This is a genomic window from Stappia indica (assembly GCF_001696535.1).
Lineage (GTDB): Bacteria > Pseudomonadota > Alphaproteobacteria > Rhizobiales > Stappiaceae > Stappia > Stappia indica.
This window is the reverse complement of sequence record NZ_MBQE01000005.1, coordinates 263,184-289,198: the sequence shown is the minus strand read 5'-3', so window position 1 is coordinate 289,198 and position 26,015 is coordinate 263,184. Positions and strand designations below refer to the sequence as shown.

The 26,015-nt window shown below is 65.9% G+C and carries 26 protein-coding genes and 1 other RNA gene; 7 read left to right on the top strand and 20 right to left on the bottom strand.

Translation table 11 applies throughout. From position 1 onward, the window contains the following. Positions 1-46: 46 nt before the first annotated feature. From odhB to BBX35_RS18770, 9 genes are all read right to left on the bottom strand, one after another. On the bottom strand, positions 47-1,573 hold the full coding sequence (gene odhB, locus BBX35_RS18810) for a 2-oxoglutarate dehydrogenase complex dihydrolipoyllysine-residue succinyltransferase (protein WP_067223999.1): 1,527 nt from the start codon (positions 1,571-1,573) through the stop codon (positions 47-49). A gap of 137 nt (positions 1,574-1,710) precedes the next feature. Continuing rightward, a complete protein-coding gene (locus tag BBX35_RS18805; protein ID WP_067223371.1) occupies positions 1,711-4,695 on the bottom strand; it encodes a 2-oxoglutarate dehydrogenase E1 component in 2,985 nt (994 codons plus the stop codon). A 205-nt stretch (positions 4,696-4,900) separates the two neighbouring features. Then, the gene (gene sucD / locus BBX35_RS18800; RefSeq protein WP_067223369.1) at positions 4,901-5,809 is read right to left on the bottom strand and encodes a succinate--CoA ligase subunit alpha; all 909 of its coding nucleotides are present in this window, start codon (positions 5,807-5,809) and stop codon (positions 4,901-4,903) included. Next, positions 5,810-6,088, bottom strand: coding sequence for a hypothetical protein (locus BBX35_RS18795; RefSeq protein ID WP_171901493.1), 279 nt, complete (start codon positions 6,086-6,088; stop codon positions 5,810-5,812). A 106-nt stretch (positions 6,089-6,194) separates the two neighbouring features. After that, complete coding sequence (gene sucC, locus BBX35_RS18790; RefSeq protein ID WP_067223364.1) at positions 6,195-7,388, bottom strand: ADP-forming succinate--CoA ligase subunit beta; 1,194 nt, start codon at positions 7,386-7,388, stop codon at positions 6,195-6,197. Positions 7,389-7,465: 77 nt separating this feature from the next. Further along, entirely contained in the window at positions 7,466-8,428 is a 963-nt protein-coding gene (gene mdh, locus BBX35_RS18785; RefSeq protein ID WP_067223361.1) for a malate dehydrogenase, read from the bottom strand. Between the two features lie 142 nt (positions 8,429-8,570). After that, entirely contained in the window at positions 8,571-9,734 is a 1,164-nt protein-coding gene (zapE, locus tag BBX35_RS18780) for a cell division protein ZapE (RefSeq protein ID WP_067223358.1), read from the bottom strand. Between the two features lie 141 nt (positions 9,735-9,875). Continuing rightward, positions 9,876-10,277 (bottom strand): carboxymuconolactone decarboxylase family protein, encoded by a 402-nt coding sequence (locus tag BBX35_RS18775; protein ID WP_067223356.1) that lies wholly within the window; start codon positions 10,275-10,277, stop codon positions 9,876-9,878. 64 nt (positions 10,278-10,341) lie between these two features. Then, positions 10,342-10,914 (bottom strand): AprI/Inh family metalloprotease inhibitor, encoded by a 573-nt coding sequence (locus tag BBX35_RS18770; RefSeq protein ID WP_067223353.1) that lies wholly within the window; start codon positions 10,912-10,914, stop codon positions 10,342-10,344. Positions 10,915-11,258: 344 nt separating this feature from the next. Here BBX35_RS18770 and BBX35_RS18765 point away from each other — a divergent pair, with 344 nt between their 5' ends. Then, positions 11,259-11,834 carry a GNAT family N-acetyltransferase gene (locus BBX35_RS18765; protein ID WP_067223350.1) on the top strand — a complete coding sequence of 192 codons (576 nt, stop codon included), beginning with the start codon at positions 11,259-11,261 and terminating at the stop codon, positions 11,832-11,834. Between the two features lie 14 nt (positions 11,835-11,848). Here the strand turns inward: BBX35_RS18765 and BBX35_RS18760 are convergent, their stop codons facing one another. Beyond that, the gene (locus tag BBX35_RS18760) at positions 11,849-12,298 is read right to left on the bottom strand and encodes an arsenate-mycothiol transferase ArsC (protein WP_067223347.1); all 450 of its coding nucleotides are present in this window, start codon (positions 12,296-12,298) and stop codon (positions 11,849-11,851) included. A gap of 229 nt (positions 12,299-12,527) precedes the next feature. Further along, a complete protein-coding gene (locus BBX35_RS18755) occupies positions 12,528-12,869 on the bottom strand; it encodes a carboxymuconolactone decarboxylase family protein (RefSeq protein WP_067223345.1) in 342 nt (113 codons plus the stop codon). Positions 12,870-13,026: 157 nt separating this feature from the next. On the opposite strand from BBX35_RS18755, the gene BBX35_RS18750 reads away from it, so the two are divergent. Continuing rightward, entirely contained in the window at positions 13,027-13,404 is a 378-nt protein-coding gene (locus BBX35_RS18750; protein ID WP_067223336.1) for an MAPEG family protein, read from the top strand. A 72-nt stretch (positions 13,405-13,476) separates the two neighbouring features. On the opposite strand, the gene BBX35_RS18745 is transcribed toward BBX35_RS18750, so the two are convergent. The 9 genes from BBX35_RS18745 to BBX35_RS18705 all read right to left on the bottom strand — a co-directional run bounded on the left by BBX35_RS18745 (position 13,477) and on the right by BBX35_RS18705 (position 20,810). Further along, positions 13,477-14,259 (bottom strand): succinate dehydrogenase iron-sulfur subunit, encoded by a 783-nt coding sequence (locus BBX35_RS18745; protein WP_067223334.1) that lies wholly within the window; start codon positions 14,257-14,259, stop codon positions 13,477-13,479. Positions 14,260-14,328: 69 nt separating this feature from the next. After that, entirely contained in the window at positions 14,329-15,171 is an 843-nt protein-coding gene (locus BBX35_RS18740; protein WP_067223331.1) for an FkbM family methyltransferase, read from the bottom strand. Between the two features lie 61 nt (positions 15,172-15,232). Beyond that, complete coding sequence (gene sdhA, locus BBX35_RS18735) at positions 15,233-17,062, bottom strand: succinate dehydrogenase flavoprotein subunit (RefSeq protein ID WP_067223328.1); 1,830 nt, start codon at positions 17,060-17,062, stop codon at positions 15,233-15,235. Between the two features lie 5 nt (positions 17,063-17,067). After that, positions 17,068-17,451, bottom strand: coding sequence for a succinate dehydrogenase, hydrophobic membrane anchor protein (gene sdhD, locus BBX35_RS18730; RefSeq protein ID WP_067223326.1), 384 nt, complete (start codon positions 17,449-17,451; stop codon positions 17,068-17,070). A gap of 14 nt (positions 17,452-17,465) precedes the next feature. After that, positions 17,466-17,864: a succinate dehydrogenase, cytochrome b556 subunit gene (gene sdhC, locus BBX35_RS18725; protein ID WP_067223323.1), complete on the bottom strand. Its 399-nt coding sequence runs from the start codon at positions 17,862-17,864 to the stop codon at positions 17,466-17,468. Between the two features lie 204 nt (positions 17,865-18,068). Further along, the gene (locus BBX35_RS18720; RefSeq protein WP_067223320.1) at positions 18,069-18,728 is read right to left on the bottom strand and encodes a sulfate transporter family protein; all 660 of its coding nucleotides are present in this window, start codon (positions 18,726-18,728) and stop codon (positions 18,069-18,071) included. Between the two features lie 79 nt (positions 18,729-18,807). After that, on the bottom strand, positions 18,808-19,407 hold the full coding sequence (locus BBX35_RS18715; protein ID WP_067223317.1) for a histidine phosphatase family protein: 600 nt from the start codon (positions 19,405-19,407) through the stop codon (positions 18,808-18,810). 2 nt (positions 19,408-19,409) lie between these two features. Continuing rightward, positions 19,410-20,348 carry an NAD(+) diphosphatase gene (gene nudC / locus BBX35_RS18710; protein ID WP_067223312.1) on the bottom strand — a complete coding sequence of 313 codons (939 nt, stop codon included), beginning with the start codon at positions 20,346-20,348 and terminating at the stop codon, positions 19,410-19,412. 45 nt (positions 20,349-20,393) lie between these two features. Beyond that, on the bottom strand, positions 20,394-20,810 hold the full coding sequence (locus BBX35_RS18705; RefSeq protein WP_067223309.1) for an HIT domain-containing protein: 417 nt from the start codon (positions 20,808-20,810) through the stop codon (positions 20,394-20,396). A gap of 195 nt (positions 20,811-21,005) precedes the next feature. On the opposite strand from BBX35_RS18705, the gene BBX35_RS18700 reads away from it, so the two are divergent. From BBX35_RS18700 to recR, 5 genes are all read left to right on the top strand, one after another. Then, positions 21,006-22,655, top strand: coding sequence for an acyl-CoA synthetase (locus BBX35_RS18700; protein WP_067223305.1), 1,650 nt, complete (start codon positions 21,006-21,008; stop codon positions 22,653-22,655). Positions 22,656-22,709: 54 nt separating this feature from the next. Then, an RNA gene (gene ffs, locus BBX35_RS18695) (signal recognition particle sRNA small type) lies at positions 22,710-22,807 on the top strand. Positions 22,808-22,973: 166 nt separating this feature from the next. Next, positions 22,974-24,935: a DNA polymerase III subunit gamma/tau gene (locus BBX35_RS18690; RefSeq protein ID WP_067223302.1), complete on the top strand. Its 1,962-nt coding sequence runs from the start codon at positions 22,974-22,976 to the stop codon at positions 24,933-24,935. Between the two features lie 87 nt (positions 24,936-25,022). Then, positions 25,023-25,343, top strand: coding sequence for a YbaB/EbfC family nucleoid-associated protein (locus tag BBX35_RS18685; RefSeq protein WP_067223300.1), 321 nt, complete (start codon positions 25,023-25,025; stop codon positions 25,341-25,343). Between the two features lie 4 nt (positions 25,344-25,347). Next, positions 25,348-25,956, top strand: coding sequence for a recombination mediator RecR (gene recR, locus BBX35_RS18680; RefSeq protein WP_067223299.1), 609 nt, complete (start codon positions 25,348-25,350; stop codon positions 25,954-25,956). Positions 25,957-26,015: the final 59 nt, after the last annotated feature.

Genomic DNA, 26,015 nt, shown 5'->3' with positions numbered 1-26,015 from the left:
AGACCGATCCCGGGCGGATGACCCGCCCGGGACGGAATTGCTGCCGTCAGAGGTCGAGAACGAGACGCTGGACGTCCTCGAGGCTCTCCTTGACGCGCACGAGGAAGGTGACCGCCTCCTTGCCGTCGACGATCCGGTGATCGTAGGACAGGGCCAGATACATCATCGGCCGCGCCACGATCTGACCGTTCACGACCATCGGCCGCTCCTGGATCTTGTGCATGCCGAGGATGCCCGACTGCGGGGCATTGAGGATCGGCGAAGACATCAGCGAGCCGTACACACCGCCATTCGAGATGGTGAAGGTGCCGCCCTGCATCTCGTCCATGCCGAGCTTGCCGTCACGCGCCTTGCGGCCGAGCTCGGCGATCTTCTTCTCGATCTCCGCGATCGACATCTGGTCGGCATCGCGGACGACCGGAACCACCAGGCCCTTGTCGGTGCCGACGGCGACGCCGACATGGCAGTAGTTCTTGTAGATGATGTCGGTGCCGTCGATCTCGGCATTGACCGCCGGGATCTCCTTCAGCGCATGGCAGACCGCCTTGGTGAAGAAGCCCATGAAGCCCAGCTTCACGCCGTGCTTCTTCTCGAACAGGTCCTTGTAGCTGGAACGCAGATCCATCACCGGGCCCATGTCCACCTCGTTGTAGGTGGTCAGCATGGCGGCGGTGTTCTGGGCGTCCTTCAGGCGGCGCGCGATGGTCTGGCGCAGCTTGGTCATGCGCACCCGCTCCTCGCGGGCCGCATCCTCGGCACCCGACGGTGCACGCGCGGCGGCCGGGGCCGCGGAAGCGGAGGACTGCTGCGTCATGCCGGTGGCGACGGCGGCGATCACATCGCCCTTCAGCACCTGGCCGCGCTTGCCGGAACCGGCAACCTGGTCGACGGCAACGCCCTTCTCGGCCATCATCTTGGCAGCAGAGGGAGCCGGCGGCATGTCGGTGCCGGCCTTGGCAGCCGGAGCCGGCGTCTCGGCAGCAGGCGCCTTGGCAGGAGCGGCAGCGCCCGCGCCAGCGGCGATCTTCAGCAGCAGCTGGCCCGGAGTGACGGTGTCGCCGGTCTTGGCGGAGATCTCCACGACGGTGCCGGACACCGGCGCCGGGATCTCCTGGGCGGCCTTGTCGGTCTCCAGCTCGACGAGCACGTCGTCGGCCTTGACCTGATCGCCGACCTTGACGAACCACTCGCCGACATCGGCTTCGGTGACGCTTTCACCGGCAGACGGCACCACCACGTCGACGGTCTCAGCCGAGGCAGAGGCGGCCGGTGCGGACTTGGCGCTCTCGGCCTTCGGTGCGGAGGCCTTGGCGGGCGCTGCGGCAGCCGCGCCGGCGCCTTCGGAAATCTGTCCCAGCAGGGCGCCGACCTCGACGGTGTCGCCTTCCTTGACCAGGATGTCGGTCAGCGTGCCGGAGGCCGGGGCCGGAACCTCGACGGTCACCTTGTCCGTCTCCAGCTCGACGATGGGCTCGTCCGCATTCACCTTGTCGCCGGGCTTCTTGAACCACTGGGCGATGGTCGCCTCGGTCACGGATTCTCCGAGGGTGGGCACTCGAATTTCGGTCGCCATGATCAAAATCTCTTTCATCCGGTGGCTGCACGGAACCGCCTTCGGTTCCCCGCGCTAGCGATGGAGTCTTGCGTGTCCGGCACGTACAGGGCCGGGAATAGGCCGGCTCCCGGACCCGCGTCCGGGAGCCGCAAGGGCTAGTCGGCAAAGGCCTCGTCGAGGAAGGCCTGCAGCTGCGCCATGTGCTTCGACATCAGGCCCGTCGCCGTCGCCGCGGAGGCAGCGCGGCCGACATAGCGCGGACGCGGATGCTTGGCGTCGATCTGGCTCAGCACCCACTCCAGGTAGGACTGGACGAAGAACCAGGAGCCCATGTTCTTCGGCTCTTCCTGGCACCAGACGAAGTCGGCATCCTTGAACCGCGACAGCTCGGAGACGAGCGCCTTGGTCGGGAACGGATAAAGCTGTTCCACGCGCAGGAGATAGACATCGTCGATCCCTCGCTTCTCGCGCTCTTCGAACAGGTCGTAGTAGACCTTGCCCGAGCACAGCACGACACGACGGATCTTGTTGTCCGGCTTCAGCTTGATGTCGCTGTAGCCTTCCAGCTGCGCATCGTCCCACAGAAGACGGTGGAACGCCGAACCGTCCGAGAACTCGTCGAGGCGGCTGACCACGCGCTTGTGGCGCAGCAGCGACTTCGGCGTCATCAGGATCAGCGGCTTGCGGAAGTCGCGCTTCAGCTGACGGCGCAGGATGTGGAAGTAGTTCGCCGGCGTCGTGCAGTTGGCGACCTGCATGTTGTCTTCCGCGCACATCTGCAGGAAGCGCTCCAGGCGGGCGGAGGAGTGCTCCGGACCCTGGCCCTCATAGCCGTGCGGCAGCAGGCAGACGAGGCCCGACATGCGCAGCCACTTGCGCTCGCCCGACGACAGGAACTGGTCGAAGACCACCTGGGCGCCGTTGGCGAAGTCGCCGAACTGGGCTTCCCACAGGGTCAGCGCGTTCGGCTCCGTCAGCGTGTAGCCGTATTCGAAGCCGAGCACCGCCTCTTCCGAGAGCATCGAGTTGATGACCTCGTAGCGGGCCTGATCCTTGCGCAGGTTGTTGAGCGGGATGTAGCGCTGCTCGTCTTCCTGATCGTAGAGGACCGAGTGGCGCTGGGAGAACGTCCCGCGCTCGCAGTCCTGGCCCGACAGGCGGACGGCGTGGCCTTCCAGCAGCAGCGTCCCGAAGGCAAGCGCTTCCGCGGTCGCCCAGTCGATGCCCTGGCCGGTCTCGAACATCTTCTCGCGGTTGTCGAGGAAACGGCGGATCGTGCGGTGGACGTTGAAGCCGTCCGGCACGTCCGTCAGGGCCTTGCCGACAAGCTTCAGGTCTTCCATCGGCATGGCGGTCTGGCCGCGGCGCGGATCGTCGAGATCCTGCGCCTGCTTCAGGCCCGACCACTTGCCGTCCAGCCAGTCGGCCTTGTTCGGCTTGTAGGCCTGGCCTGCCTCGAACTCCTGATCGAGGCGGGCGCGCATCTCGCCGCGCATCCCCTCGAGCTCGTCGGAGGTGATGACACCTTCCTTGATCAGCTTCTCGGCATAGATCTGCAGCGTCGTCGGATGGCTGCGGATCTTGCGATACATGATCGGCTGCGTGAACGCCGGCTCATCGGACTCGTTGTGGCCGAAGCGGCGGTAGCAGATCATGTCGATCACCACCGGCTTGCCGAAGAGCTGACGGAACTCCGTCGCAACCTTCGCCGCATAGACCACCGCTTCCGGATCGTCGCCGTTCACGTGGAAGATCGGCGACTCGATCATCTTCGCCACATCGGACGGGTACGGCGAGGAGCGCGAGAAGCGCGGGTTCGTCGTGAAGCCGATCTGGTTGTTGATGATGAAATGGATCGATCCGCCGGTGCGGTGGCCGCGCAGCGCGGACAGGCCGAAGCACTCGGCAACGACACCCTGGCCGGCAAACGCCGCATCGCCGTGCAGCAGCAACGGCAGGACCTTGGAGCGATCGACTTCGGTCGTCTCGACCCAGCGGCCGTTCACGGCCGAGAGCTGGTCCTGCTTGGCGCGCGCCTTGCCGAGCACCACCGGATCGACGATCTCGAGGTGCGAGGGGTTGGCGGTCAGCGACAGGTGGACCTTGTTGCCGTCGAACTCGCGGTCAGAGGACGCGCCGAGGTGATACTTGACGTCGCCCGAGCCTTCCACGTCGTCGGGGGTGAACGACCCGCCCTTGAACTCGTGGAAGATCGCGCGCAGCGGCTTGCCCATGACCTGGGACAGCACGTTGAGGCGGCCGCGGTGGGCCATGCCGAAGACGATCTCCTGCACGCCGAGCGCGCCGCCGCGCTTGATGATCTGCTCCAGCGCGGGCAACAGGGCCTCGCCGCCGTCGAGACCGAAGCGCTTGGTGCCCGTGTACTTGACGTCGAGGAACTTCTCGAAGCCCTCGGCCTCGATCAGCTTGTTGAGGATCGCCTTCTTGCCCTTGGGCGTGAACTCGATCTCCTTGTCCGGACCCTCGATGCGCTCCTGGATCCACGCCTTCTCCGCCGGATTGGAGATGTGCATGAACTCGACGCCGAGCGTCGAGCAATAGGTGCGCTTGAGGATGTCGAGCATCTCGCGCAGCGTCGCGAACTCGAGGCCCAGCATGTAGTCGATGAAGATCTTGCGGTCCCAGTCGGCCTCGGTGAAGCCATAGGACGAGGGATGCAGCTCCTCGTGATCGATCTGCTCCTTGAGGTGCAGGGGATCGAGGTCCGCGTGCAGGTGACCGCGCATGCGGTAGGCGCGGATCATCATCAGCGCGCGAACCGAGTCGCGCGTCTGCTGCTGGACGTCGGCATCGGTCAGGGTCGCGCCCTTCTCCTCTGCCTTGGCCTTCAGCTTGTTGCCGATTGCCTTCTCCACCGGCGCCCAGTTGCCGTCGAAGGCATTGACCAGATCGCCGTTCGCGGAAACCGGCCAGTCGGCGCGCTTCCAGGATGCGCCACGCGCCTCCTTGAGGACGTCCGCCTTTTCGTCAGCCAGATTGGAGAAGAAGTCGCGCCACGTCTCGTCGAGAGAGCCGGGATCTTCCTTGTAGCGCGCGTAGAGATCTTCGATATACGCTGCGTTGCCGCCGTAAAGAAACGACGTCATCGCGAAGGCATTGTTCGCGTCCTGCCGAGCCATCACTATAGCGAGGTTGCCCCCGCCCGCCTGTTGAGGGGAGCCCTTTCACGCAGCGCCCCGTTTAAACGGATGTGGGATGAAGCAGCGCGATGCGTGTCCCGCGCCGCTCCTGTTCAAAGCGGTACACGGGAAACTTCCTTGAGGGAAGCTCCCGCGTTCCATATGTGGATGCGAACTCGGTAAAAAAACCGATAATCGCTAAAAATCAGCCCTTGAGGACCTCGAGCAGGGTCTCGCCCAGCTTGGCCGGCGAGGGAGAGACGCGGATGCCCGCCTCTTCCATCGCCGCGATCTTGTCCTCGGCGCCGCCCTTGCCGCCGGAGATGACCGCACCGGCATGACCCATGGTGCGACCCGGAGGCGCCGTGCGGCCCGCGATGAAGCCGGCCATCGGCTTCTTGCGGCCCTTCTTGGCCTCGTCCTTGAGGAACTGGGCGGCCTCTTCCTCGGCCGAACCGCCGATCTCGCCGATCATGATGATCGACTTGGTCGCGTCGTCGGCGAGGAACATCTCCAGGATGTCGATGAACTCGGTGCCCTTGACCGGATCGCCGCCGATGCCGACGGCCGTGGTCTGGCCGAGGCCCGCGTTCGAGGTCTGGAACACCGCCTCGTAGGTCAGCGTGCCGGAGCGCGAAACGACGCCGACGGAGCCCTTCTTGAAGATGGAGCCCGGCATGATGCCGATCTTGCACTCTTCCGGCGTCAGGACGCCCGGGCAGTTCGGGCCGAGCAGGCGCGACTTGGACTTCTCCAGCCGGGCCTTGACCTTCACCATGTCGGCGACCGGAATACCTTCCGTGATGCAGACGATGAGCGGCACCTCGGCCTCGATCGCCTCGATGATCGCGGCGCCCGCGCCTGCCGGCGGAACGTAGATCACCGACGCATCGGCGCCGGTCGCTTCCTTGGCCTCGCCGACGCTGGCGAAGATCGGCAGGGACGCGGCGGAGTCGAGACCGGAGGTCCAGCTCTCACCGCCCTTCTTGGGGTGCACGCCGGCCACCATCTGGGTGCCGTAGTAGGCCAGAGCCTGCTCCGTGTGGAACGTACCGGTCTTGCCGGTCAGGCCCTGGACGATGACCTTGGTGTCTTTGTTGACGAGAATGGACATCTAGCTGCCTTCCTTCATTTTCACGGCACGCCTGCGAAACCACATCCCAAACAATGCCATCAGGGCATTCATCAGGAAGACCACGGAAGCAAGGAACGCAAAGTAGGCAACAGCCATCGGCTGGAACCCGTTATCTGCATTGCTCGACAAGTAGCTGGCGAAAATCCAACAAGCGATGCAGATCGAGCCAGACAAGGCAACGGATGCCAGAGACACCCATTTCTCAAATCTCACCCAACCTGCCCAACGGCCCGCTGCAAACGAGAAGATGGTCAGCACGAACGATGCCAGAACCATTCCCACCAACGGACCGCCTATTGGAACCAAGCTCCTGTCGCCCCCCAACGTTTCCGTAGCCCTACGCGGTTTCAAGCGTGCGTGCGGCTCAACCCTTAACGGCCTTGACGATCTTCTGTGCGGCGTCGTCGAGATCATCGGCGGCGATCACGTTGAGACCGCTTTCGGAAATGATCTTCTTGCCGAGTTCGACATTGGTACCTTCGAGGCGAACGACGAGCGGCACCTGGAGGCCGACCTCCTTCACCGCAGCCAGCACGCCTTCCGCGATCACGTCGCAGCGCATGATGCCGCCGAAGATGTTGACCAGGATGCCCTTCACGTTCGGATCGGAAGTGATGATCTTGAACGCGGCCGTGACCTTCTCCTTGGAGGCGCCACCGCCGACATCGAGGAAGTTCGCCGGCTCGGCGCCGTAGAGCTTGATGATGTCCATGGTCGCCATGGCCAGACCGGCGCCGTTGACCATGCAGCCGATGTCGCCGTCGAGAGCCACATAGGCGAGGTCGTACTTGGAGGCCTCGATTTCCTTCTCGTCCTCCTCGGTGATGTCGCGAAGCTCGACGATCTCCGGGTGGCGGAAGAGAGCATTGCCGTCGAAGGACACCTTGGCGTCGAGGACGCGCAGGCGGCCGTCCTTCATGACGATCAGCGGGTTGACCTCGAGCAGGCTCATGTCCTTCTCGACGAAGGCCTTGTGCAGGATCGGGAACAGCTTCATGCCGTCCTCGCGCGCCGCACCGGTCAGCTCCAGCGCATCGCAGAGCTTGGCCGCATCGGCCTCGGTCACGCCCGTGTCCGGGTCGATCGGAACCGTGTGGATCTTCTCCGGCGTCTCCTCGGCCACGGCCTCGATGTCCATGCCGCCTTCGGTCGAAACGACGAAAGCCGGACGGCCGACGGTGCGGTCGACGAGGATGGAGAGATAGAGCTCACGCTCGATGTCGGCGCCGTCCTCGATATAGAGGCGGTTGACGACCTTGCCGGCCGCGCCGGTCTGCTTGGTCACCAGCGTGTTGCCGAGCATTTCGGCCGCGTGCGACTTCACCTCGTCCAGCGAGAAGGCGAGACGAACGCCGCCCTTTGCGTCGGGGCCGAGTTCCTTGAACTTGCCCTTGCCGCGACCGCCGGCATGGATCTGGGACTTCACGACCCAGAGCGGGCCGGGAAGCTGCTTGGCGGCGGCCTCGGCCTCGTCGGCCGTGAAGATGGCCACGCCCTTGGCAACCGGCGCGCCGTAGGCCTTGAGAACCTCTTTGGCCTGGTATTCGTGGATGTTCATGTGTCTATCCCCGGATGGTTTTGACAGAGCTCGCCCAATGCGAGACGGGAGGCCAGCGGCCTCCCGTGAAACTGTCCTCAGGCAAGCGCCGGCTGGATCTTCTTGCAGGCCTCGACCAGACCGTCGACAGACGCGACGGACTTGTCGAAGTTGGCCTTTTCCTCGCCCTCGAGAGAGATCTCGATGATGCGCTCGACACCGTCGGCGCCGATCACCACCGGAACGCCCACATAGGTGTCGTTGAGGCCGTACTGGCCGGTCAGATGCGCGGCGCAGGGCAGCACGCGCTTCTTGTCCTTGAGGTAGCTTTCGGCCATGGCGATGGCCGACGAAGCCGGAGCGTAGAACGCCGAGCCGGTCTTGAGCAGGCCGACGATCTCGGCGCCGCCGTCACGGGTGCGCTGGACGATCTCTTCCAGGCGCTCGGCCGTGCACCAGCCCATCTTGACCAGGTCCGGCAGCGGAATGCCGGCGACGGTGGAGTAGCGGGTCAGCGGCACCATGGTGTCGCCATGGCCGCCCAGCACGAAGGCCGTCACGTCCTCGACGGAGACGTTGAACTCCTCGGCGAGGAAGTAGCGGAAGCGGGCGGAGTCCAGCACGCCGGCCATGCCGACGACCTTGTTCGCCGGAAGACCGGAGAACTTCTGCAGGGCCCAGACCATCGCGTCGAGCGGGTTGGTGATGCAGATAACGAAAGCGTCCGGGGCATGCGCCTTGATGCCCGCGCCCACCTGCTCCATCACCTTCAGGTTGATCTCGAGCAGGTCGTCGCGGCTCATGCCGGGCTTGCGCGGCACGCCGGCGGTGACGATGACGACGTCGGCACCGGCGATCGCCTCGTAGGAGTTGGCGCCGGAGAGCTTGGCGTCGAAGCCGTCAACCGGGGAGGATTCGGCAAGGTCGAGCGCCTTGCCCTGGGGCGTACCTTCGGCGATGTCGAAGAGGACGATGTCGCCGAGTTCCTTCAGGCCGGCGAGGTGGGCGAGCGTGCCGCCAATCTGTCCTGAGCCGATCAGAGCGATCTTGTTCCGAGCCATATCCTGTTGCTTCCCTTTACGTAAAATGGAGCATTGGCCGTTCTCAACGGTCGCGCATGGCACTAAACCCTTTGGCGCGAGGGTGCAAGCTAATCGAAGGAATAGCGCGTGCGGGCGAGCCGGAATGCGGCGCCGGTTTTTCCTAGGCCGGATCGCTCAGCCAGGCTTGCGAGCGCATCTCGACAAGGCGTGAAACCGTACGCTGGAACTCGAAGGATTCCGTCCCGGATGTGGCGACATAGAGCCCATCCGGCTCCGCCTCTGCGGACACGATCAGCTTGTTGCGGTTGTTGTAGAGCGTATCCACCAGGTTGATGAAGCGCTTGGCCGCATTTCGTTGGGGCAGGTCCATCACCGGCACGCCTTCGACGATGAAGGTGTGATAGGACAGGGCCAGACGCTGATAATCCGCCGCGCCCAGCGGCTTTTCGCAAAGTTCCGCAAACGTGAAGCGGGCCACGCCGGCGGCCGTACGGGTAACCGGGATCTTGCGCCCCTTCATCTCCAGCACCTCTTCATGCGCCGGAAGTCCGTGCGTGAGCTTGCGCCAGAGATCGTCGACGGCGCGGTCCGTCTCGGGGCCGAGCGGCGACAGATAGAGCGGGGCGCCGGCGAGCTTCTCCATGCGGTAGTCGGTGCGGGCGTCGAGGCAGACCACGTCGACCCGGGTCTTGAGCAGCTCGACAAAGCCGAGGAAGTGCCCGCGGTTGAGGCCATCGCGATAGAGATCGTCGGGCGCAACGTTGGACGTGGCGACCACGACGACGCCCAGTTCGAACAGCCGCGTGAACAGCCGGCCGAGGATCATCGCATCGGCGATGTCGGTGACGGCGAACTCGTCGAAGCACAGGAGGCGGGTATCGGCGGCAAGGTCAGCGGCAACCGGCGGGATCGGATCGTCGCCGGAAATGCTGCCGTCGCGGATTGCCGCGCGCACCGCATGCACGCGCTCGTGCACATCGGCCATGAACTCGTGGAAATGCACCCGCCGCTTCTTCTTCATCACCGCGATGTCGAAGAACAGGTCCATGAGCATGGTCTTGCCGCGGCCGACCTTGCCCCAAACGTAAAGCCCCTTCACCGGCTCTTTGGCAGCGCCGCGCTTGCCGAACAGCCAGCCGAGCGCGCTCTTCTTTGACGCCGGGCCGGTTTCGGCCAGCGTCGCGTTGAGGCGGTCGAGAAGGGCGACAACCTCGGTCTGCGCCGGATCCCGCTCGATTTCCCCGGCCTCGACCAGCGCGTCGTAGCGCCCCGTGACCGTATGCGCGATCGGGATCGTCCGTCCTGCCGGGTGCGTCGAAGCCATCATCAAGTCCCTGAAAGAAGCGGGATCCCGGGGCCGGGTCCCGGAAAATGCAACCGTTGCCCGCAGGTTGCCTCCGCCTCGCTGGATAGCGCGAGCATGCGGGAAAGGGCAAGCGCTCTGGCTCCCGCTTTCCGGGCAGCCCTACTTTTTGGGAAGGAAGGCGTCGTCGACCGGCACTTGCAGGCCGGTCGCCAGGCGGTTTGTCTCGCTGGCCATGCCGACGACCGCCAGGAGTTCGCCGAGCTGCGCCTCGCTCATGCCCTTGGCTCGGGCCGCGGTCGTGTGCGAGCGGATGCAATATTCGCAGCCATTGGCGATTGACACCGCCACGTAGAGCATTTCCTTGACCAGCGGATCGAGAGCGCCGGGCGCCATCACATCCTTCAGGCTGGCCCAGGTGCGCTCCAGCAGGGCCGGATCATTGGCAAGGACCCGCCAGAAATTGTTGATGAAGTCCGTGTTCCGGATGGCGCGGATATCGGCGATCACCTCGGCAGCGCGGGGCGAGAGCTCACTGTCCTCAAGAACCGGCCACACCGACATCGTCTCGCCCCTTCCGCTCATCTTGCCAGCGCCCGCGACTGCGGGCGCTCACCGGTCGCCTTCCTTACCGATAGACCTGGATCGGAGAGCCGGAAGTCGTACGGCCGGAGAAGTTCTCGGCGCCGGTCGCGTAGAGCTCGGCCACCGTCGCGCCGCTGGCATCCTTCAGCAGCACCTGCTTGCCCTGCAGGTCCCAGGCCGAGATCGTCTGCATCTGCGGCGAGGCACAGCCGCGCGAGTTGGCGCGATAACCGCCGCTCCAGGTGGTCAGCGTCATGAACAGCTTGCAGTTGTCGGCGCCCGAGGCGATGGACCAGCCGCCCAGCATGTCGCTGCGGCCGATTTCGCGCGCGCCGGCGGGCGGACCGCTCGGAGCGGTGCCGGCGGACGGGTCGACAGCCGCGACATTGGTCTGCGCGCCATCCAGCGGAGCGCTCTGAATCGGCTGGCCGTCGGGGCCGAGCGTCGGGGACATCGGCTGCAACGGCTCGAGGGACTGGCTTGCAACGGGCGCGGTCGGGGTGGCCGGAAGCGGAGCGCTCTGGCTGCCGTATCCCAGGCGCTGGCAGCCAGCGAGTGCCACGGTCAGACCGAGCGCAGCGATCAGAGGCGCGCCATACCGGGAGGAACGGGTCATGATATATCTGTCCTTGCTCGTTCTATGCTTTGGACGGTCGGTACTCAGCTTCGCGATGCGGCAGGCTGTGCGCGCATCCGCGCTGCCCAAGCACCACAACTCCTGTCGCGGGCACGACGATCCTTCGACGCAACCGAATATCGCATGTCCGCCCGATTCTTGTCGGTTTTGGTGACCAAATAGTTGACGCGTTTTCAATGGGCGGGCAATTGGTCCAAATCATGACCCGACCGGCGTGATCGGCAATGATCGCGGCGGCCATGAATTCGCCTCGAACACTCTCCATAAAAATAACAGGTCTGGGGAGACCCGAGGAGCGGTGCTGTCCTCATCAGGAGCATCGCATGTCGTCTCGAACCGACAACAGGCCGGCAGCCGGCTATTACAGAAAGCTGACCTACAACGATATCGCGCAGTTTCGCGATCACCTCCTCCGTCTTGATCCGATCGCCCGCCGGGCACGCTTTGCCATGCCGGCGAGCGATGCCTTCCTGCGGTGCTATGCCGATACCAGCTTCACGCTGGGGACGGTCATTCACGGCTATTTCAGCGAGGGCGTTCTGCGCGCGGTCGCGGAACTGCGCCCGTTCGAGGACGGGGCCAGCGCCGAGGCCGCCTTCTCCGTGGAACCATGCTGCCAGCAGACCGGCATCGGCACACGGCTGATGGAGCTGACGCTGATCGCTGCGCGCAATCGCGGCTGCCAGCACATCTACATGAATTGCCTCGCCACCAACCGCGCCATGCAGCAGCTCGCCCGGAAATTCACCGCCGACCTCACGTTCGAGATGGGCGACATCATCGGCCGGATCGAGCCGCGCAATTTCTCCGCCTTCAGCCTGGTCCGCGAAGGCCTTGCCGACATGTTCGGAATGATCGGCGCATTGATGGATGGCCCCCGCAAGCCGATGGGAAGCTGACGGCGGCGCCTCCTTCAGGCGATCTGGCGCAGGGCGACCGGGCGGAACGCGCCCTCCTCCAGCGCCAGGTTGATGCGCCGGCGGAGTTCGTGGAATGCGTCGCGCAGGGCGTCGCGGCCGACCAGCCGCGTCGTGTGGGGGCCGACACACCAGTCGAGCAACCGCGCATGGGTCGGCCAGACCCGGCGCGTGGCGGCAAGAGCCGCCGCGCTGAGGCCGACCACGACATCGGGAACCGGCGCATGCGGCAGGGCGAAGAGCTGCCAGCTCTTCGGCTGCAACCCTTCCGCGACCAGGCCATGGGCAGCAAGAACACGCCCGACACCCTCGGCAAGCGCCGGCGCCGGCGACAGGCCTGCGGAGAATGCGCGAATGCTGCGTCCGTCGTCTGCATTGAGATAGGCCTCGGCCATGGGGCCGAGCCTGGCGTTGTCATCGCACAGGAACAGGACATTCACAGTCATCGTCACTCCTTGCTGCACGCAAGCTCTACCGGCAACCGCAGATAGGAACTGCGCGCACCGGTTTCCACCACCGGGCCCGAGGCCCGGCAGCGAAAGCGAATCGCGTTTCCGCCCCCGCGCAGGTGATACGGAAGATCGGAAACGCGAATATGACGAGCGGCGAGACTGTACAGGGCGAAAAGACGGCAATCGGAAGGCGCGCCAACCTGTCCGCCACAACCCCTGAGGATCACGCGAAAGCGTCGAAGGCCGCCAGAGCCTCGGCCCCGTAGATCATCGAGGGGCCGCCGCCCATGTAGACCGCAACGCCAACCGCCTCGATCACCTCCTCGCGCGTTGCGCCATATTTGGCGGCCGCCTTGGCGTGGTAGGCAAGGCACCCGTCGCAACGCGCAGCAATGCCGATGGCGAGCGCGATCAGCTCCTTGGTCTTGGAGTCGAGCGCGCCGGCTCCGATCGCGGCCTTCGCGACCTCATGGAAGCCCTTGGCAACGCCCGGCATCCCGCTGCGCAACTCGCCCATCCGGCGATCCGTCTGATCGAGAAAGGCAGTCCAGTCGGTCACGGCCATGATGCAAGGTTCCCTCGCTGGTTTCATTGACGCGAAACTAGCTATCTCCTGTCGGGCACTCCTTGCGCTGGATCAACCCGTCCATCGGTTCGCGCTTGACCCTCCGGGCGCATCCGGTCACCTCTTGCAAAAGCCCAACCAACCGGAACGCCCGTCCATGCCCTTTGCCATCTGGTGCATTCTTGCCGCCGCCGTCCTGCCGATCCTCTCCGCCTTTCCCGGCAAGCTCTCCAAGGACTTCAGCAATGCACGCCCGCGGGACCCGGACTACTGGAAAGAGGGTTTCCGCGCCCGTGCCGCCGCCGCCCAGGCCAACGGCTTCGAGGCCCTGCCGCTGTTCGCAGCTGCCGTCATCGTCGGGCTCTGGCAGGGCGGGGATGCCGAGTGGATCGACCGTCTGGCCGGCCTGTTCATCGGCGCGCGGCTGATCTTCATCTTCTGCTACTGGACCGACCGTGCGACGCCCCGCTCGCTCGCCTGGGCCGTCGGCTTCCTGTCCAGCATCGCGATCTTCACCAGCCCGGTCTGGAGCTGAGACATGCAAAAGGCCGCCCGGATCGCTCCGGACGGCCTTTCGAAACGCGGCGAAAGCTGAAGAGCGAGCGCGTCAGACGCGGCGCTCGACCATCATCTTCTTGATCTCGGCAATCGCCTTGGCCGGGTTCAAACCCTTCGGGCAGGCCTGCGAACAGTTCATGATCGTGTGGCAGCGATAAAGGCGGAACGGATCCTCGAGATTGTCGAGGCGCTCGCCCGTCGCTTCGTCGCGCGAATCGATCAGCCAGCGATAGGCCTGCAGCAGAATGGCCGGCCCAAGATAGCGGTCGCCGTTCCACCAGTAGCTGGGGCACGAGGTCGAGCAGCAGGCGCACAGGATGCACTCGTAGAGGCCGTCGAGCTTGGCGCGGTCCTCGTGGCTCTGGCGCCACTCTTTCTCCGGAGCCGGCGTCGTCGTCTGCAGCCAGGGCTCGATGGAGCGGTGCTGGGCGTAGAAGCGGGTCAGGTCCGGCACGAGATCCTTCACCACCGGCATGTGCGGCAGCGGATAGATCTTGACCGGGCCGTCGCCGATCTCCTCCATGCCGCGGGTGCAGGCGAGCGTGTTGGTCCCGTCGATGTTCATCGCGCAGGAGCCGCAGATGCCCTCGCGGCAGGACCGGCGGAAGGTCAGCGTCGGATCGATGTTGTTCTTGATGTAGATAAGCCCATCCAGAACCATCGGCCCGCAATCGTCGAGGTCGACGAAATAGGTATCGACGCGCGGGTTGCGGCCGTCATCCGGGTTCCAGCGATAGATGCGGTATTCCCGCAGGTTGGTGGCGCCGGCCGGCTTGTCCCAGACCTTGCCCTGGGTCACCTGGGAGTTCTTGGGAAGCGTCAGCTGTACCATGTCTCGTCGCTCCGCGTTTCGGTCGGCCGGATCGGGCCGGCCATCCATTCCGTTCACATTTACAGCCGCTCAGGCAAACCGCCTCAACAGCACATTGTCTTTCGTTTCGCCCTCGGCGAGGTAGCCGAAGGTGGCGAGCACGGCGAGACAGTCTTCCTGCCAGTGCTCGCGGCAGTTGGTTTCCAGCAGGATCGCGCCGGGATGATCGCTCCGGTCCGTCGCCCTGATATAGGGCAGCAGAACACGGTCCTCGTATCCCTCGACATCGACCTTCAGCACGTCGACGCGTTTCACGCCGTAGCCTGCCAGGATCTCCGCCAACGGCTGCACGCGAACCTGCCGCGCACGCCAGTCGCCTTGCCATTCTTCCGTCAGTTCCGGCACCAGGGTCGCAAAGCCGCAATTGCTCGGCTCGCTCCACAGATCCATCGTGCCGCAGCTCTCCCCGACCGCCACCGTCGCCACGTCGATGTCCGCCAGTCCGTTGGCGGCGATGTTGAACGCAAGGCGTCCGGCCGTCTCGGGATTGGCTTCCACCGCCAGAACGGCGGCGCCGCAACGCGCGGCGGCAAGGCTGTAGCTGCCGACATTGGCCCCGACATCGACGAAGACCGTGCCCTCGTGCAGGTGGGCGGCAAGGAAGCGCCGCTCGGCCCGCTCAGGCAGGCGCTGGCGCGCCAGGATCTTGCGGTCGTCGTAGTTGGAGCCGGGATAAAGCCGGAAACGAAGCCCCTCGACCTCGGTATCGAACGGCCCGGCGAAGAGCCGGGCGACGACCGCCCTTAGCTTCTTGCGCAAGGCCGGCGCGAGGTCGTGCCAGTCGGCCAGCCGCCACGCGAAACGCGCCAGTCCTCGGGTCCTGTAGGTCCCGAAGGGAGAGGTCGTATCGACAAGGGTGGCTGCCACCGTCATGTCCGCAGGGCTCCAGGCACACCGGCAAGGCCTTCAAGGCCCGGCCGGTGCGCGGTCTCCATCAGTAGACGCGCGCCTTCGGCGCGATCTTCTTCGGGTCGATGCCGCCTTCCTCGTAAGTGGTCAGCGGCTCGGTGATCACCGGGCGATACTTGAGCGTCACCTTGCCGGCCTCGTCGACCCAGGCCAGCGTGTGCTTGCGCCAGTTCTCGTCGTCGCGACCGCCCATCGGACCGTCCTTGTAGTCCTCGCGGGCATGGGCGCCACGGCTTTCCTTGCGCGCCTCGGCGCCGAAGACCGTGGTGATGGCGTTGGCCATCAGGTTCTCCAGCTCCAGCGTCTCCACCAGGTCGGAGTTCCAGATCATCGAGCGGTCGGTGACCTTGAGGTCGGCCATCTCGCCCCAGATCTGCGTCAGGCGCTGGCAACCCTGCTCCAGGCTCTCCTGGGTGCGGAAGACAGCCGCGTCTTCCTGCATGGCCCGCTGCATCTTCTCGCGCAACTGCGCGGTCGGGGTGCTGCCATTGGCGTGACGGATGCGGTCGAAATGCCCCATGATCCGGTCGCAGGAGGCTTCGTTCGGCGTCGGCACGGCCGACTTGCGATCGATCACCTCGCCCGCCTTGATCGCCGCCGCACGTCCGAAGACGACGAGGTCGATCAGCGAGTTGGACCCCAGGCGGTTGGCACCGTGCACCGAGGCGCAGCCGGCCTCGCCGACGGCCATCAGGCCCGGCTGGATCGCATGCGGGTCGTCCGCCGTCGGGTTCAGCACCTCGCCCCAGTAGTTCGTGGGAATGCCGCCCATGTTGTAGTGGACGGTCGGCAGGACCGGGATCGGCTCCTTGGTCACGTCGACGCCGGCGAAGATCTTCGCCGATTCGGAAATGCCCGGCAGGCGCTCGCCGAGGATGTCCGGATCGAGGTGATCGAGATGCAGGAAGATGTGATCCTTGTTCTTGCCCACACCGCGGCCTTCGCGGATCTCCATGGTCATGCAGCGCGAGACGACGTCACGCGAGGCAAGATCCTTGGCGGAGGGCGCATAGCGCTCCATGAAGCGCTCGCCCTCGGAGTTGACCAGATAGCCGCCCTCGCCGCGTGCGCCTTCGGTGATCAGGCAGCCCGCGCCGTAGATGCCGGTCGGATGGAACTGCACGAACTCCATGTCCTGCAGCGGCAGGCCGGCGCGCGCCACCATGCCGCCACCGTCGCCGGTGCAGGTATGAGCGGAAGTCGCCGAGAAATAGGCACGGCCGTAACCGCCGGTGGCCAGGACGACCATCTTGGCGGAGAAGCGGTGGATGGTGCCGTCGTCGAGGTTCCAGGCGATGACGCCCTGACAGACCCCGTCCTCGGACATGATCAGGTCGAGCGCGAAATACTCGATGAAGAACTCGGCATTGTTGCGCAGCGACTGGCCGTAGAGCGTGTGCAGGATCGCATGGCCGGTCCGGTCGGCCGCGGCGCAGGTGCGCTGCACGGGAGGACCGTCGCCGTAGTTCTGCATATGGCCGCCGAAGGGACGCTGGTAGATGCGACCGTCCTCGGTACGCGAGAAGGGCACACCGTAGTGCTCCAGCTCGTAGACCGCCTTCGGTGCTTCGCGGGCCAGATACTCCATGGCGTCGGTGTCGCCGAGCCAGTCGGAGCCCTTCACCGTGTCGTACATGTGCCACTGCCAGCAGTCGGGCGTCATGTTCTGGAGCGAGGCGGCGATGCCGCCCTGCGCCGCGACGGTGTGCGAGCGGGTCGGGAAGACCTTGGAGATGCAGGCGGTCCTGAGGCCCTGCTCGGCCATGCCGAGGGTCGCGCGCAGGCCGGCGCCGCCGGCTCCCACGACCACCACGTCGTAGCGGTGGTCGACGAAGGAATAGGCTTGTCCTGCCATGGTGTTCAGCCTCCGAAGCTGATCTTGAGGACAGCAAAGATCGACGCAAGGCCGATGAATGCCGAGAAGAAGGTGTTCGCCATCAGCGTCAGGAACTTCGGCAGCTCGTCGTGGACGTAGTCCTCGATGACGATCTGCATGCCGAGCTTCATGTGATAGACGCCGGAAACCACCACCATCAGCATGACGATCGCCACGAAGGGGTTGGCGAGAGCTGCTGTGACCGATTCGTAGTCGCCGCCCTGCAGCGAGATCACCAGGACCACGAAGAAGGTGATGAGGAAGACGTTGGCAACGGCGGTGACGCGCTGGCGCCAGAAATGGGTCGTGCCGTCCCGGGCCGAGCCGAGGCCGCGAACGCGTCCGAGCGGAGTGCGCATGTCAGTCATGGATCAAGCCTCCCTCAGCGAACCGCATATCCGACGACCCAAAGCAGGATCGTCAGGGACACGGAGCCGATCAGCGTGGCGCGTGCGAGCCACTCGCGCGCCTCGGGGCCAAAGCCGTATCCCATGTCCCAGATAAAGTGCCGCATTCCGCCCAGCATGTGATGGAGCAGCGCCCAGGTGAACCCGAACAGCACGAGCCGTCCGAGGATCGAGCCGTAAAGATCGTTGACGAAGTTGAAATAGTCCGGGCCCGCCGCTGCGGCCACCAGCCACCACACCATCAGGATCGTGCCGAAATACAATGCACAGCCGGTGATGCGGTGCACGATCGACATGACCATGGTGAAAATGGGTTTGTAGATCTGGAGATGCGGCGAAAGCGGCCGGCTGTTTCTCGTCCCGACGTCCGACATGGATTGTTCTCCCGTCTCCCTCATCGGCTGACGCTTACGTAAACGTTAGCTAAATCAGGGCCTTGTATACCCGCCTTCTAACTCCATCGGACGGGTACGTCAAAATATCCTGTCGGATAAGACGCAAGACAAATCGCGCCGCACCGCCAAAGGCGGGTGACTGCGGTCTTCGTGGTTTGCCGGCAACGGGTGACGCGCGAAGGCTTACCTATAGGTCAACCGCTTGTGCAGATGCACCATCATCACGGTTGCGAAGATCGGCGTCAGCAGGTTGAGCAGCGGCACGGCAAGAAAGCCGGCAATCGCCAGACCGGCCAGAAACACGGTGCCGGAGTGGGCGCGGCGCAGGGCGCGGGCCTCCTCCGGCGAGCGGAACCGGCTGGCGGCAAACTCGAAGAACTCGCGACCGAGCAGGTATCCGTTGACCACGAAGAAGGCGATCAGGTTGATGCCGGGTACCAGCAGCAGCAACAGGGCCAGCAGGTTGCCGGCAATGACGATGCCGGCGAATTTGATCGCCTGGGGCACTGCCACCGACAGGGGCAGCGCCTTGCCCGGCGGGTCGCCCGGATAGTCGCTGCTCTCCACGACCTCGGCGATGTCGTCCTGCAGCAGGCCGGCGATGATCGCCGTCACCGGCGCGACGAGAAAACCGAGCAGGAAGACCGCGCCGATGCCGGTCAGCAACGACAGAACCGTCTCCAGCCAGGGATAGGGCAGGCTGACAAAGGCTGCGACTGCCCCGTTCAGCCCGAGCCAGACGAGGAACAGCAGCACCAGCGTGTAGCCGAGCGTCTTCCAGAAGATCGCCCGCAAGGGGGGCTCGAAAATCTGGGGAAGCGCGCGCAATGCGGAAGAAATCATGTCGGGAACGCGGTCCTTGTCGCCGTCTGCCTTGCCTCACACTTAGGAAGCCGGCGGGGCGACCACAAGCTGGCCCGGCTTATCCGTCGATCGGTCTCCAGTCCACGCCGGTGGCGTTTCTCTCCCGCAGGGCGCCGCGCGAAAACGCATACCAGAAGCCGCCGCCGCCGGGTTGATCGTGGCGTCGGTCGATCGTCCAGCCCGCGAGATGGCACTTGAGCAATGTGCCGACAGCGCCGTGTCCGACGAAAAGCACGCGCGCGTCCTGCGGCATGCGCTCCAGATGCGCCTCGACCCGCCCGACGATCCGGGACTGAGCATCGCAAGCCCGCTCCCAGCCGCGTACGCTGGTCTGCGGCTGCGCAAAAAAGGCGTCGGCCACGCGCTCGAACTCGTCCGGCGGCAGGAAGCCGGTCGCCGACCGGTCATTCTCGTGCATCAACTCGTCCACGACGACCGGAAGGCCGAGTTGCGCGGCGACGATCTCGGCCGTTTCGACCGCTTTCGTCTCCGCGCTGGAAACGACATGGGTGAGGGACGCGAATTCGCCTCGCCCGGCTCCGGCCCGCGCGCGCCGCGCCCCTTCCTCCGACAGCCCCCATTGCGGCACGGGAACGGCCGGATCGATGCGCACCTGCGGATGGGTGAGATAGATGCAGTCGGCAGGCGCGAGGATCATGATCAGCTTCGCCCTTCGACCCAGCTGCGAATCAGCCAATGGGCGATGGAGAGCGGCGGCGGAACCTTGAGCCCGTCCGGATGCGTGTCCGCCATCATCGCGGTCACCTCCTCGCGGGAGAACCAGCGGCAGGCCTCGAGCTCGGCCTCGTCCATGGTGATGTCGCGGCTGATCGCCGTGCCGTGGCAGCCGATCATCAGCGAGGCCGGGAACGGCCAGGGCTGGCTCGCCATATAGCTGACAGTACCGACGCGGATGCCCGACTCCTCGAACACTTCCCGGCGCACTGCCTCCTCGATGGTCTCGCCGGGCTCGATGAAGCCGGCCAGCGTCGAGAATACGCCTTCCGGCAGGCGCGGCGGCCGGCCCATCAGGCAGGCATCGCCATCGGTCACCAGCATGATGGCCACCGGATCCGTGCGCGGGAAATGCAGCCCGCCGCAGGACGGGCAGTCGCGACGGTAGCCGCCCTGCGTCATCGTGCTGGGCGTGCCGCACCTGGAACAGAAGCGGTGGCTGACGTGCCAGTGGAGCAGGGAGCTGGCCTGGGCGAGCATGCCCATGTGGCCGGGAGGAAGCACACCTTGTAGGGCAAGGGATCGCAGGTCGATCAGCTTGCGCCCGTCAGCATCGATCCGCTCCGGGTCGGCGGCAAGCGTGGCAGCAAAGACAGGCGCCTCGGTCTCCGGCTGGAAGCCGAGCAGGACCACTTCCTCGCCGATGGGAGCGAGCGCGGCCCCTGCCTTCTCCTCCCAAAGGATCGAGAGCTGCGAACCGGATGTGTCGACCAGCGGCTTGCCCTCGCACAGGAACACAAACCGCGCAGCAGGCGCTGCCCGGTGCGCAGCCAACCAGTTCGCATCTCCCCTGTGCTCGGACAGGCGGTCCAGCGGATTGCCGTGATAGGAGAACCCGAAGGCGGTGTCGGGCGCGTGGGTCATGCTGGAGCGGTCCTTGTCTGATCAGGCACGTCTGGCGGAAAGGGGTCAGGCGATCTTCGGCAAGCGCTCGGCGATCCTCAGCGCAAGGGCTTCGGCCGCGCCGGCAGGGTAGGGCACGGCAGCGCCCGAGCCCCAGACGGGTCCCGGCCAAGCGGCGTCGCCGGAAAACCGCGCGATCACATGGACATGTAGCTGCGCAACGATATTGCCGAGCGCTCCGACATTGAGCTTGTCGCACCCCGTCTCCGCCTTGAGTATCTCGCCGACAAAGGCGATCTCGCGCATCAGCTGCGACCGCTCCTCTTCGGTCAGATCGAGAAGCTCGACGAGGTCCGGCTTGCGCGGGACCAGCATCAGCCAGGTGAACCGACTGTCGCGCATCAGGCGCAGGGACGACAGCGGCAGATCGGCGACGGCCAGGCTGTCGGCCGCAAGCCGCGGGTCGAGACTGAAAGGCTGCATGGAAGCTCCGTCGAAGGCGGGCGGGAATACAGAGTGCCGCACTATACCGGGAGCGCATGCGAGCGCCAGCCCCTCCCCCTTGCAGTTCACCCCACCATTTCCCGTTGACGGCCTTCCCCGCGGGAGGGCATGCCAGACAAGGGAAACGACGGGCCGGAAGCACCGGCACGAGGCATGACACCGGGGAGGACGCGGATGCTGCCTGAGGCAACGAGCTATGAGGACCTTGCCGCACGCTTCGTCTGGCAGGTGCCGGAGCGCTACAATATCGGCGTCGACATCTGCGACAAGTGGGCCGATGCCGACCCCGAGCGCACCGCGATCATCGCCATCTCCGAAGACGGCCGCCGCGAGGTCGTCAGCTTTGCCGACCTGAAGGCCCTGTCCAACCGCATCGCGAACCTTCTGGTGCGCGACGGCGTCCACCGGGGCGACCGGGTCGCTGTCCTGTTGCCGCAGGCCATCGAGACGGCTGCAACCCACATCGCCGCGCTCAAGATGGGCGCGATCACCATTCCGCTCTTCATGCTGTTCGGAGATGAGGCGCTGGCCTACCGGCTCGGCAATTCCGGCACCCGGGCAGTCGTGACCAATGCGGAGGGCGCGGGCAAGCTCGCGCGGATCCGCGACCAGCTGCCGGAGCTGGCCTCGATCTACACGATCGACGGCCCGGCACCTGGGGCCAGCGACCTTCACGCGGAGCTCGCCGGGCAATCCGAGGCGTTCGCGCCGGTCGATACGCTGGCCGAGGACCCGGCCATCATCATCTACACCTCCGGCACGACCGGCCAGCCCAAGGGCGCGCTGCATGCCCAGCGGGTCCTGCTCGGCCACCTGCCCGGCGTCGAGATGAGCCACGACCTGTTCCCCGCGCCGGGAGACCGGATCTGGACCCCCGCCGACTGGGCCTGGATCGGCGGGCTGCTGGACGTGCTGATGCCGGCACTGCATCACGGCATCACCGTCGTCGCCTGCCGCTTCCGCAAGTTCACGGCGGAAGCCGCCTTCGACCTCATCGCCCGCGAGAAGGTCCGCAACGCTTTCCTGCCGCCGACCGCGCTGAAGATGATGCGGGCGTATGGAGAACCGCCAGCGGATCTACGCCTCGACATGCGGACGGTCGCCAGCGGCGGCGAGACGCTGGGCGCGGAGCTCGTGGAATGGGGCCGGCGGGTGTTCGGCGTCACCATCAACGAGTTCTACGGCCAGACCGAGTGCAACATGATCGTCTCGTCCTGCGCCCGGCTCATGCCGGCGCGGCCAGGCATCATGGGCCGCGCGGTACCCGGCCACGACCTTGCCATCGTCGATTCCACGGGCACACCCGTCCCGGACGGGCAGCAAGGCAATATCGGCGTCCGGCGACCGGATCCGGTGATGTTTCTCGGCTATTGGAACAATCCGGAGGCGACGCAGGCGAAATTCGCCGGCGAATACCTTCTCACGGGCGACATGGGCGTGCGCGATGCCGATGGCTGGTTGCGCTTCATCGGCCGGGACGACGACGTCATCACTTCGGCCGGCTATCGCATCGGCCCGGGCGAGATCGAGGATTGCCTGATCGGGCACCCGGCCGTCGCCATGGCCGGCGTCGTCGGCAAGCCGGACCCGGCGCGCACCGAAATCGTCAAGGCCTATGTGGTGCTGGCGGACGGAAATGCCCCGTCGCAGGCGCTGGCGCGCGAGCTGCAGGACTTCGTCAAGTCGCGGCTCGCGGCGCACGAATACCCGCGCGAGATCGCCTTCGTGAATGCCCTGCCGATGACGACGACCGGCAAGATCATCCGCAAGGATCTGCGCGCCAGAGCCGCCCAGGAGACCGGGCAGAGCGAGAGCCACCGGTGATCTTTGCGGGATTTCCCCTTGCATCGGCGAGCGAAACTCACGATATAGGGCGCGGGAGGTTGGTGGTGGACGAGCCACTCGCCAACCGGGTCAGGTCCGGAAGGAAGCAGCCCCAACGAGTCGCGGCACGGGTCACCGTGCCAGCCTCCCACCCTTTCCCCTTCAGGTTCCGATCCGGCGCAGCTTGCGCCCAAGGGTGCGGTTGCGGCGGCGCAACGGCGCAAGACCGCGCGCTCCGCTCAGCGGCAGCGGGGAAATCCTGCCTGGTGCACCGAATAGGCCTCAACATCCGGCGGCCGCGCCGCTAAGCTTGGACCCATGGACGGTCTCATCCCCACTTCTTCCGACGACGCTCCCGGCGCGGGCAGCGGCAACGCCGCCTACCGGGTGCTCGCGCGCAAGTATCGCCCCCGCAGCTTCGACGATCTGGTCGGCCAGGAGCCGATGGTCCAGACCCTGCGCAATGCGTTCGAGACCGGGCGCATCGCCCAAGCCTGGATGCTGACCGGCGTGCGCGGTGTCGGCAAGACGACGACGGCCCGCATTCTCGCGCGCGGGCTCAACTACGAGGTCCCCGGCGAAGCCGACCGGCCGACGGTGAACCTCGAAAAGCTGGGCGTGCATTGCGAGGCGATCATGGATGGTCGCCATGTCGACGTGATCGAGATGGACGCCGCCTCGCATACCGGCATCGACGACATTCGCGAGATCACGGACGCGGCGCGCTACCGGCCGGCCTCTGCCCGCTACAAGGTCTACATCATCGACGAAGTGCACATGCTGTCGAAGTCGGCCTTCAACGGCCTGCTGAAGACGCTCGAGGAGCCGCCCGAGCATGTGAAGTTCATCTTCGCCACCACCGAAATCCGCAAAGTCCCGGTCACGGTCCTGTCGCGCTGCCAACGCTTCGATCTGCGCCGCATCGATGCCGACAAGATCGTCGGGCTGCTGCGCCGCATCTCGCAGGCCGAGGGTATCGCGGTCGCCGACGAGGCGCTGGCGCTGATCGCCCGGGCCGGCGAAGGTTCGGCGCGCGATTCCCTGTCGTTGCTCGATCAGGCCATCGCCCATGGCAGCATTTCCCAGGGCGGCAGCGATGCGATCGGCGCGGAGACGGTGCGTGCGATGCTCGGCCTTGCCGACCGCGCCCGCATCATCGACCTGTTCGAATACCTGATGCGGGGCGACGCGGCGGCGGCCATGGCCGAGTTCCGCCAGCAATACGATGTCGGCGCCGATCCGGTGGTCGTGCTGTCCGACCTTGCCGAGTTCACCCATCTGGTCACCCGGCTGAAGATCGTCCCCGACGCGGGCGACGATGCCTCTGTCACGGAGACCGAACGGGCCCGCGGTCGCGAGCTTGCCGGGCGCCTGTCGCTGCGCCTCCTGTCGCGTGCCTGGCAAATGCTCCTGAAGGGCATCGAGGAAGTCCAGGCCGCTCCCAAGCCGCATCTGGCCGCCGACATGGTCCTGGTGCGCCTTGCCTATGCTGCCGACCTGCCCGACCCGGAAGACGCCCTGCGCATGCTGCGCGACGGCAAGGCGGCCGCGCTCGGCTCCAGCCTGCCGGCACCCCCGTCCCGCCCGCAGGCATCCGGCGGGGAGACCTCCTTCGCCGGGCAGGCTGCAAGCGCGCCGCAGGCGCAGACCACTTCGTCCGGAGCCCCCTCCTCCGCCTCGACGAGCGAGCCCGTCGCCGTCTCCGCGCAGATGCGAACTTCTGCACAGGCCCTGCCGGGCGAGGCGCAGCACGCTCAGGCCGCCCCCAGTTCGCCGCCGCGCCTGCAGGCCCTGGCAGGGGGACTTGCCCCGGAGACGACCCGCGCCCAGCCCGCTGCCGACAGCCAGCCGGCGCCGTCCCACGGGCTTGCCTCGCTGGCCGACTGCGCCGCCCTTGCCGCGGAAAAACGCGACATTCGCCTGAAGGTCGAGATCGAGCGGCAGATGCGGCTCGTACGCTTCGAGCCGGGGCGAATCGAGTTTCAGCCGGTCGAAAACGCCGACCCGGATCTTGCCGGACGGCTCGGCCGCAAGCTTTCGGAATGGACCGGCACCCGCTGGATCGTCAGCGTCTCCCGTACCGAAGGACGGCCGACGCTGCACGAGGAGCGCGAGGCCAGCCAGCGCCAGCTCTTCTCCGATGCCAAGGCCGAGCCCACCGTGGCTGCCCTGCTTTCGGCCTTTCCCGGTGCCAAGGTCGTCGACGTGAGAATGACCGCCGTCGAGGACGCGCCCCTTGACATGGCCCCGGTCGAAGACGAAATCGACCCCGATACATGATCCGGCGGCGGGAGCCGGCACGGTCCGTCCTGCCGATCCGCAGGGACTGACCCGGCGCCCTTTCGCACCGCTCCCAAGGAGAGACCCATGGACTTCCTGAAGATGATGAAACAGGCGAAGCAGATGCAGGAGCAGATGGGCTCGCTGCAGGAAGAGATCGCCTCGGTCGCGGTGGAAGGCACCGCCGGCGGCGGCATGGTCACTCTGACCATGACCGGCAAGGGCGAGCTCAAGTCCATTCGCATCGACCCGTCCATGGCCAAGCCCGACGAGGTCGAGATCCTCGAGGACCTGATCCTTGCGGCTCACCAGGACGCCAAGGCCAAGGCCGAGGCCCTGCTGCAGCAGAAGACCCAGGAACTGATGGGCGGTCTCGGCCTGCCCGCCGGCTTCAAGCTGCCGTTCTGATCCCATGGCCAACCGGGCGGTCGCCGGACCCGAGGTCGAACGGCTGATCCAACTGCTCGCCAAGCTGCCGGGGCTGGGTCCCCGGTCGGCCCGGCGTGCGGCGCTGCACCTCATCAAGAAGAAGGACCAGCTGCTGGTCCCGCTGGCTCAGGCCATGGGCGTTGCCGTGGACCGGGTGACCGTGTGCAAGACCTGCGGCACCGTCGACACCTGCGATCCCTGCACCATCTGCTCCGATCCGCGCCGCGACACGGCGACCATCGTCGTGGTGGAAGACGTCTCGGACCTGTGGGCGCTGGAGCGTGCCGGGGCGCTGAACTGCCGCTATCACGTTCTCGGCGGCACCTTGTCGCCGCTCGACGGCATCGGGCCCGACGACCTGACCATCGACAAGCTGATCGAGCGTGTCGCTGCCGGCGATGTCACCGAGATCGTCCTGGCGGTGAATGCGACGGTCGAGGGACAGACCACGGCGCATTACATCACCGACCGCCTGCGCGGCATGGACGTGAAGGTCACGCGCCTCGCCCATGGCGTTCCGGTCGGCGGCGAGCTCGACTATCTCGACGAGGGGACGCTGGTCCAGGCGCTGAAGGCCCGTACGTCCTTCTGATCCCGCATATCGTCCCGCGCGGTGCACCGTGCTAGGCTCGGCGCAGCCAGCCACCCGCA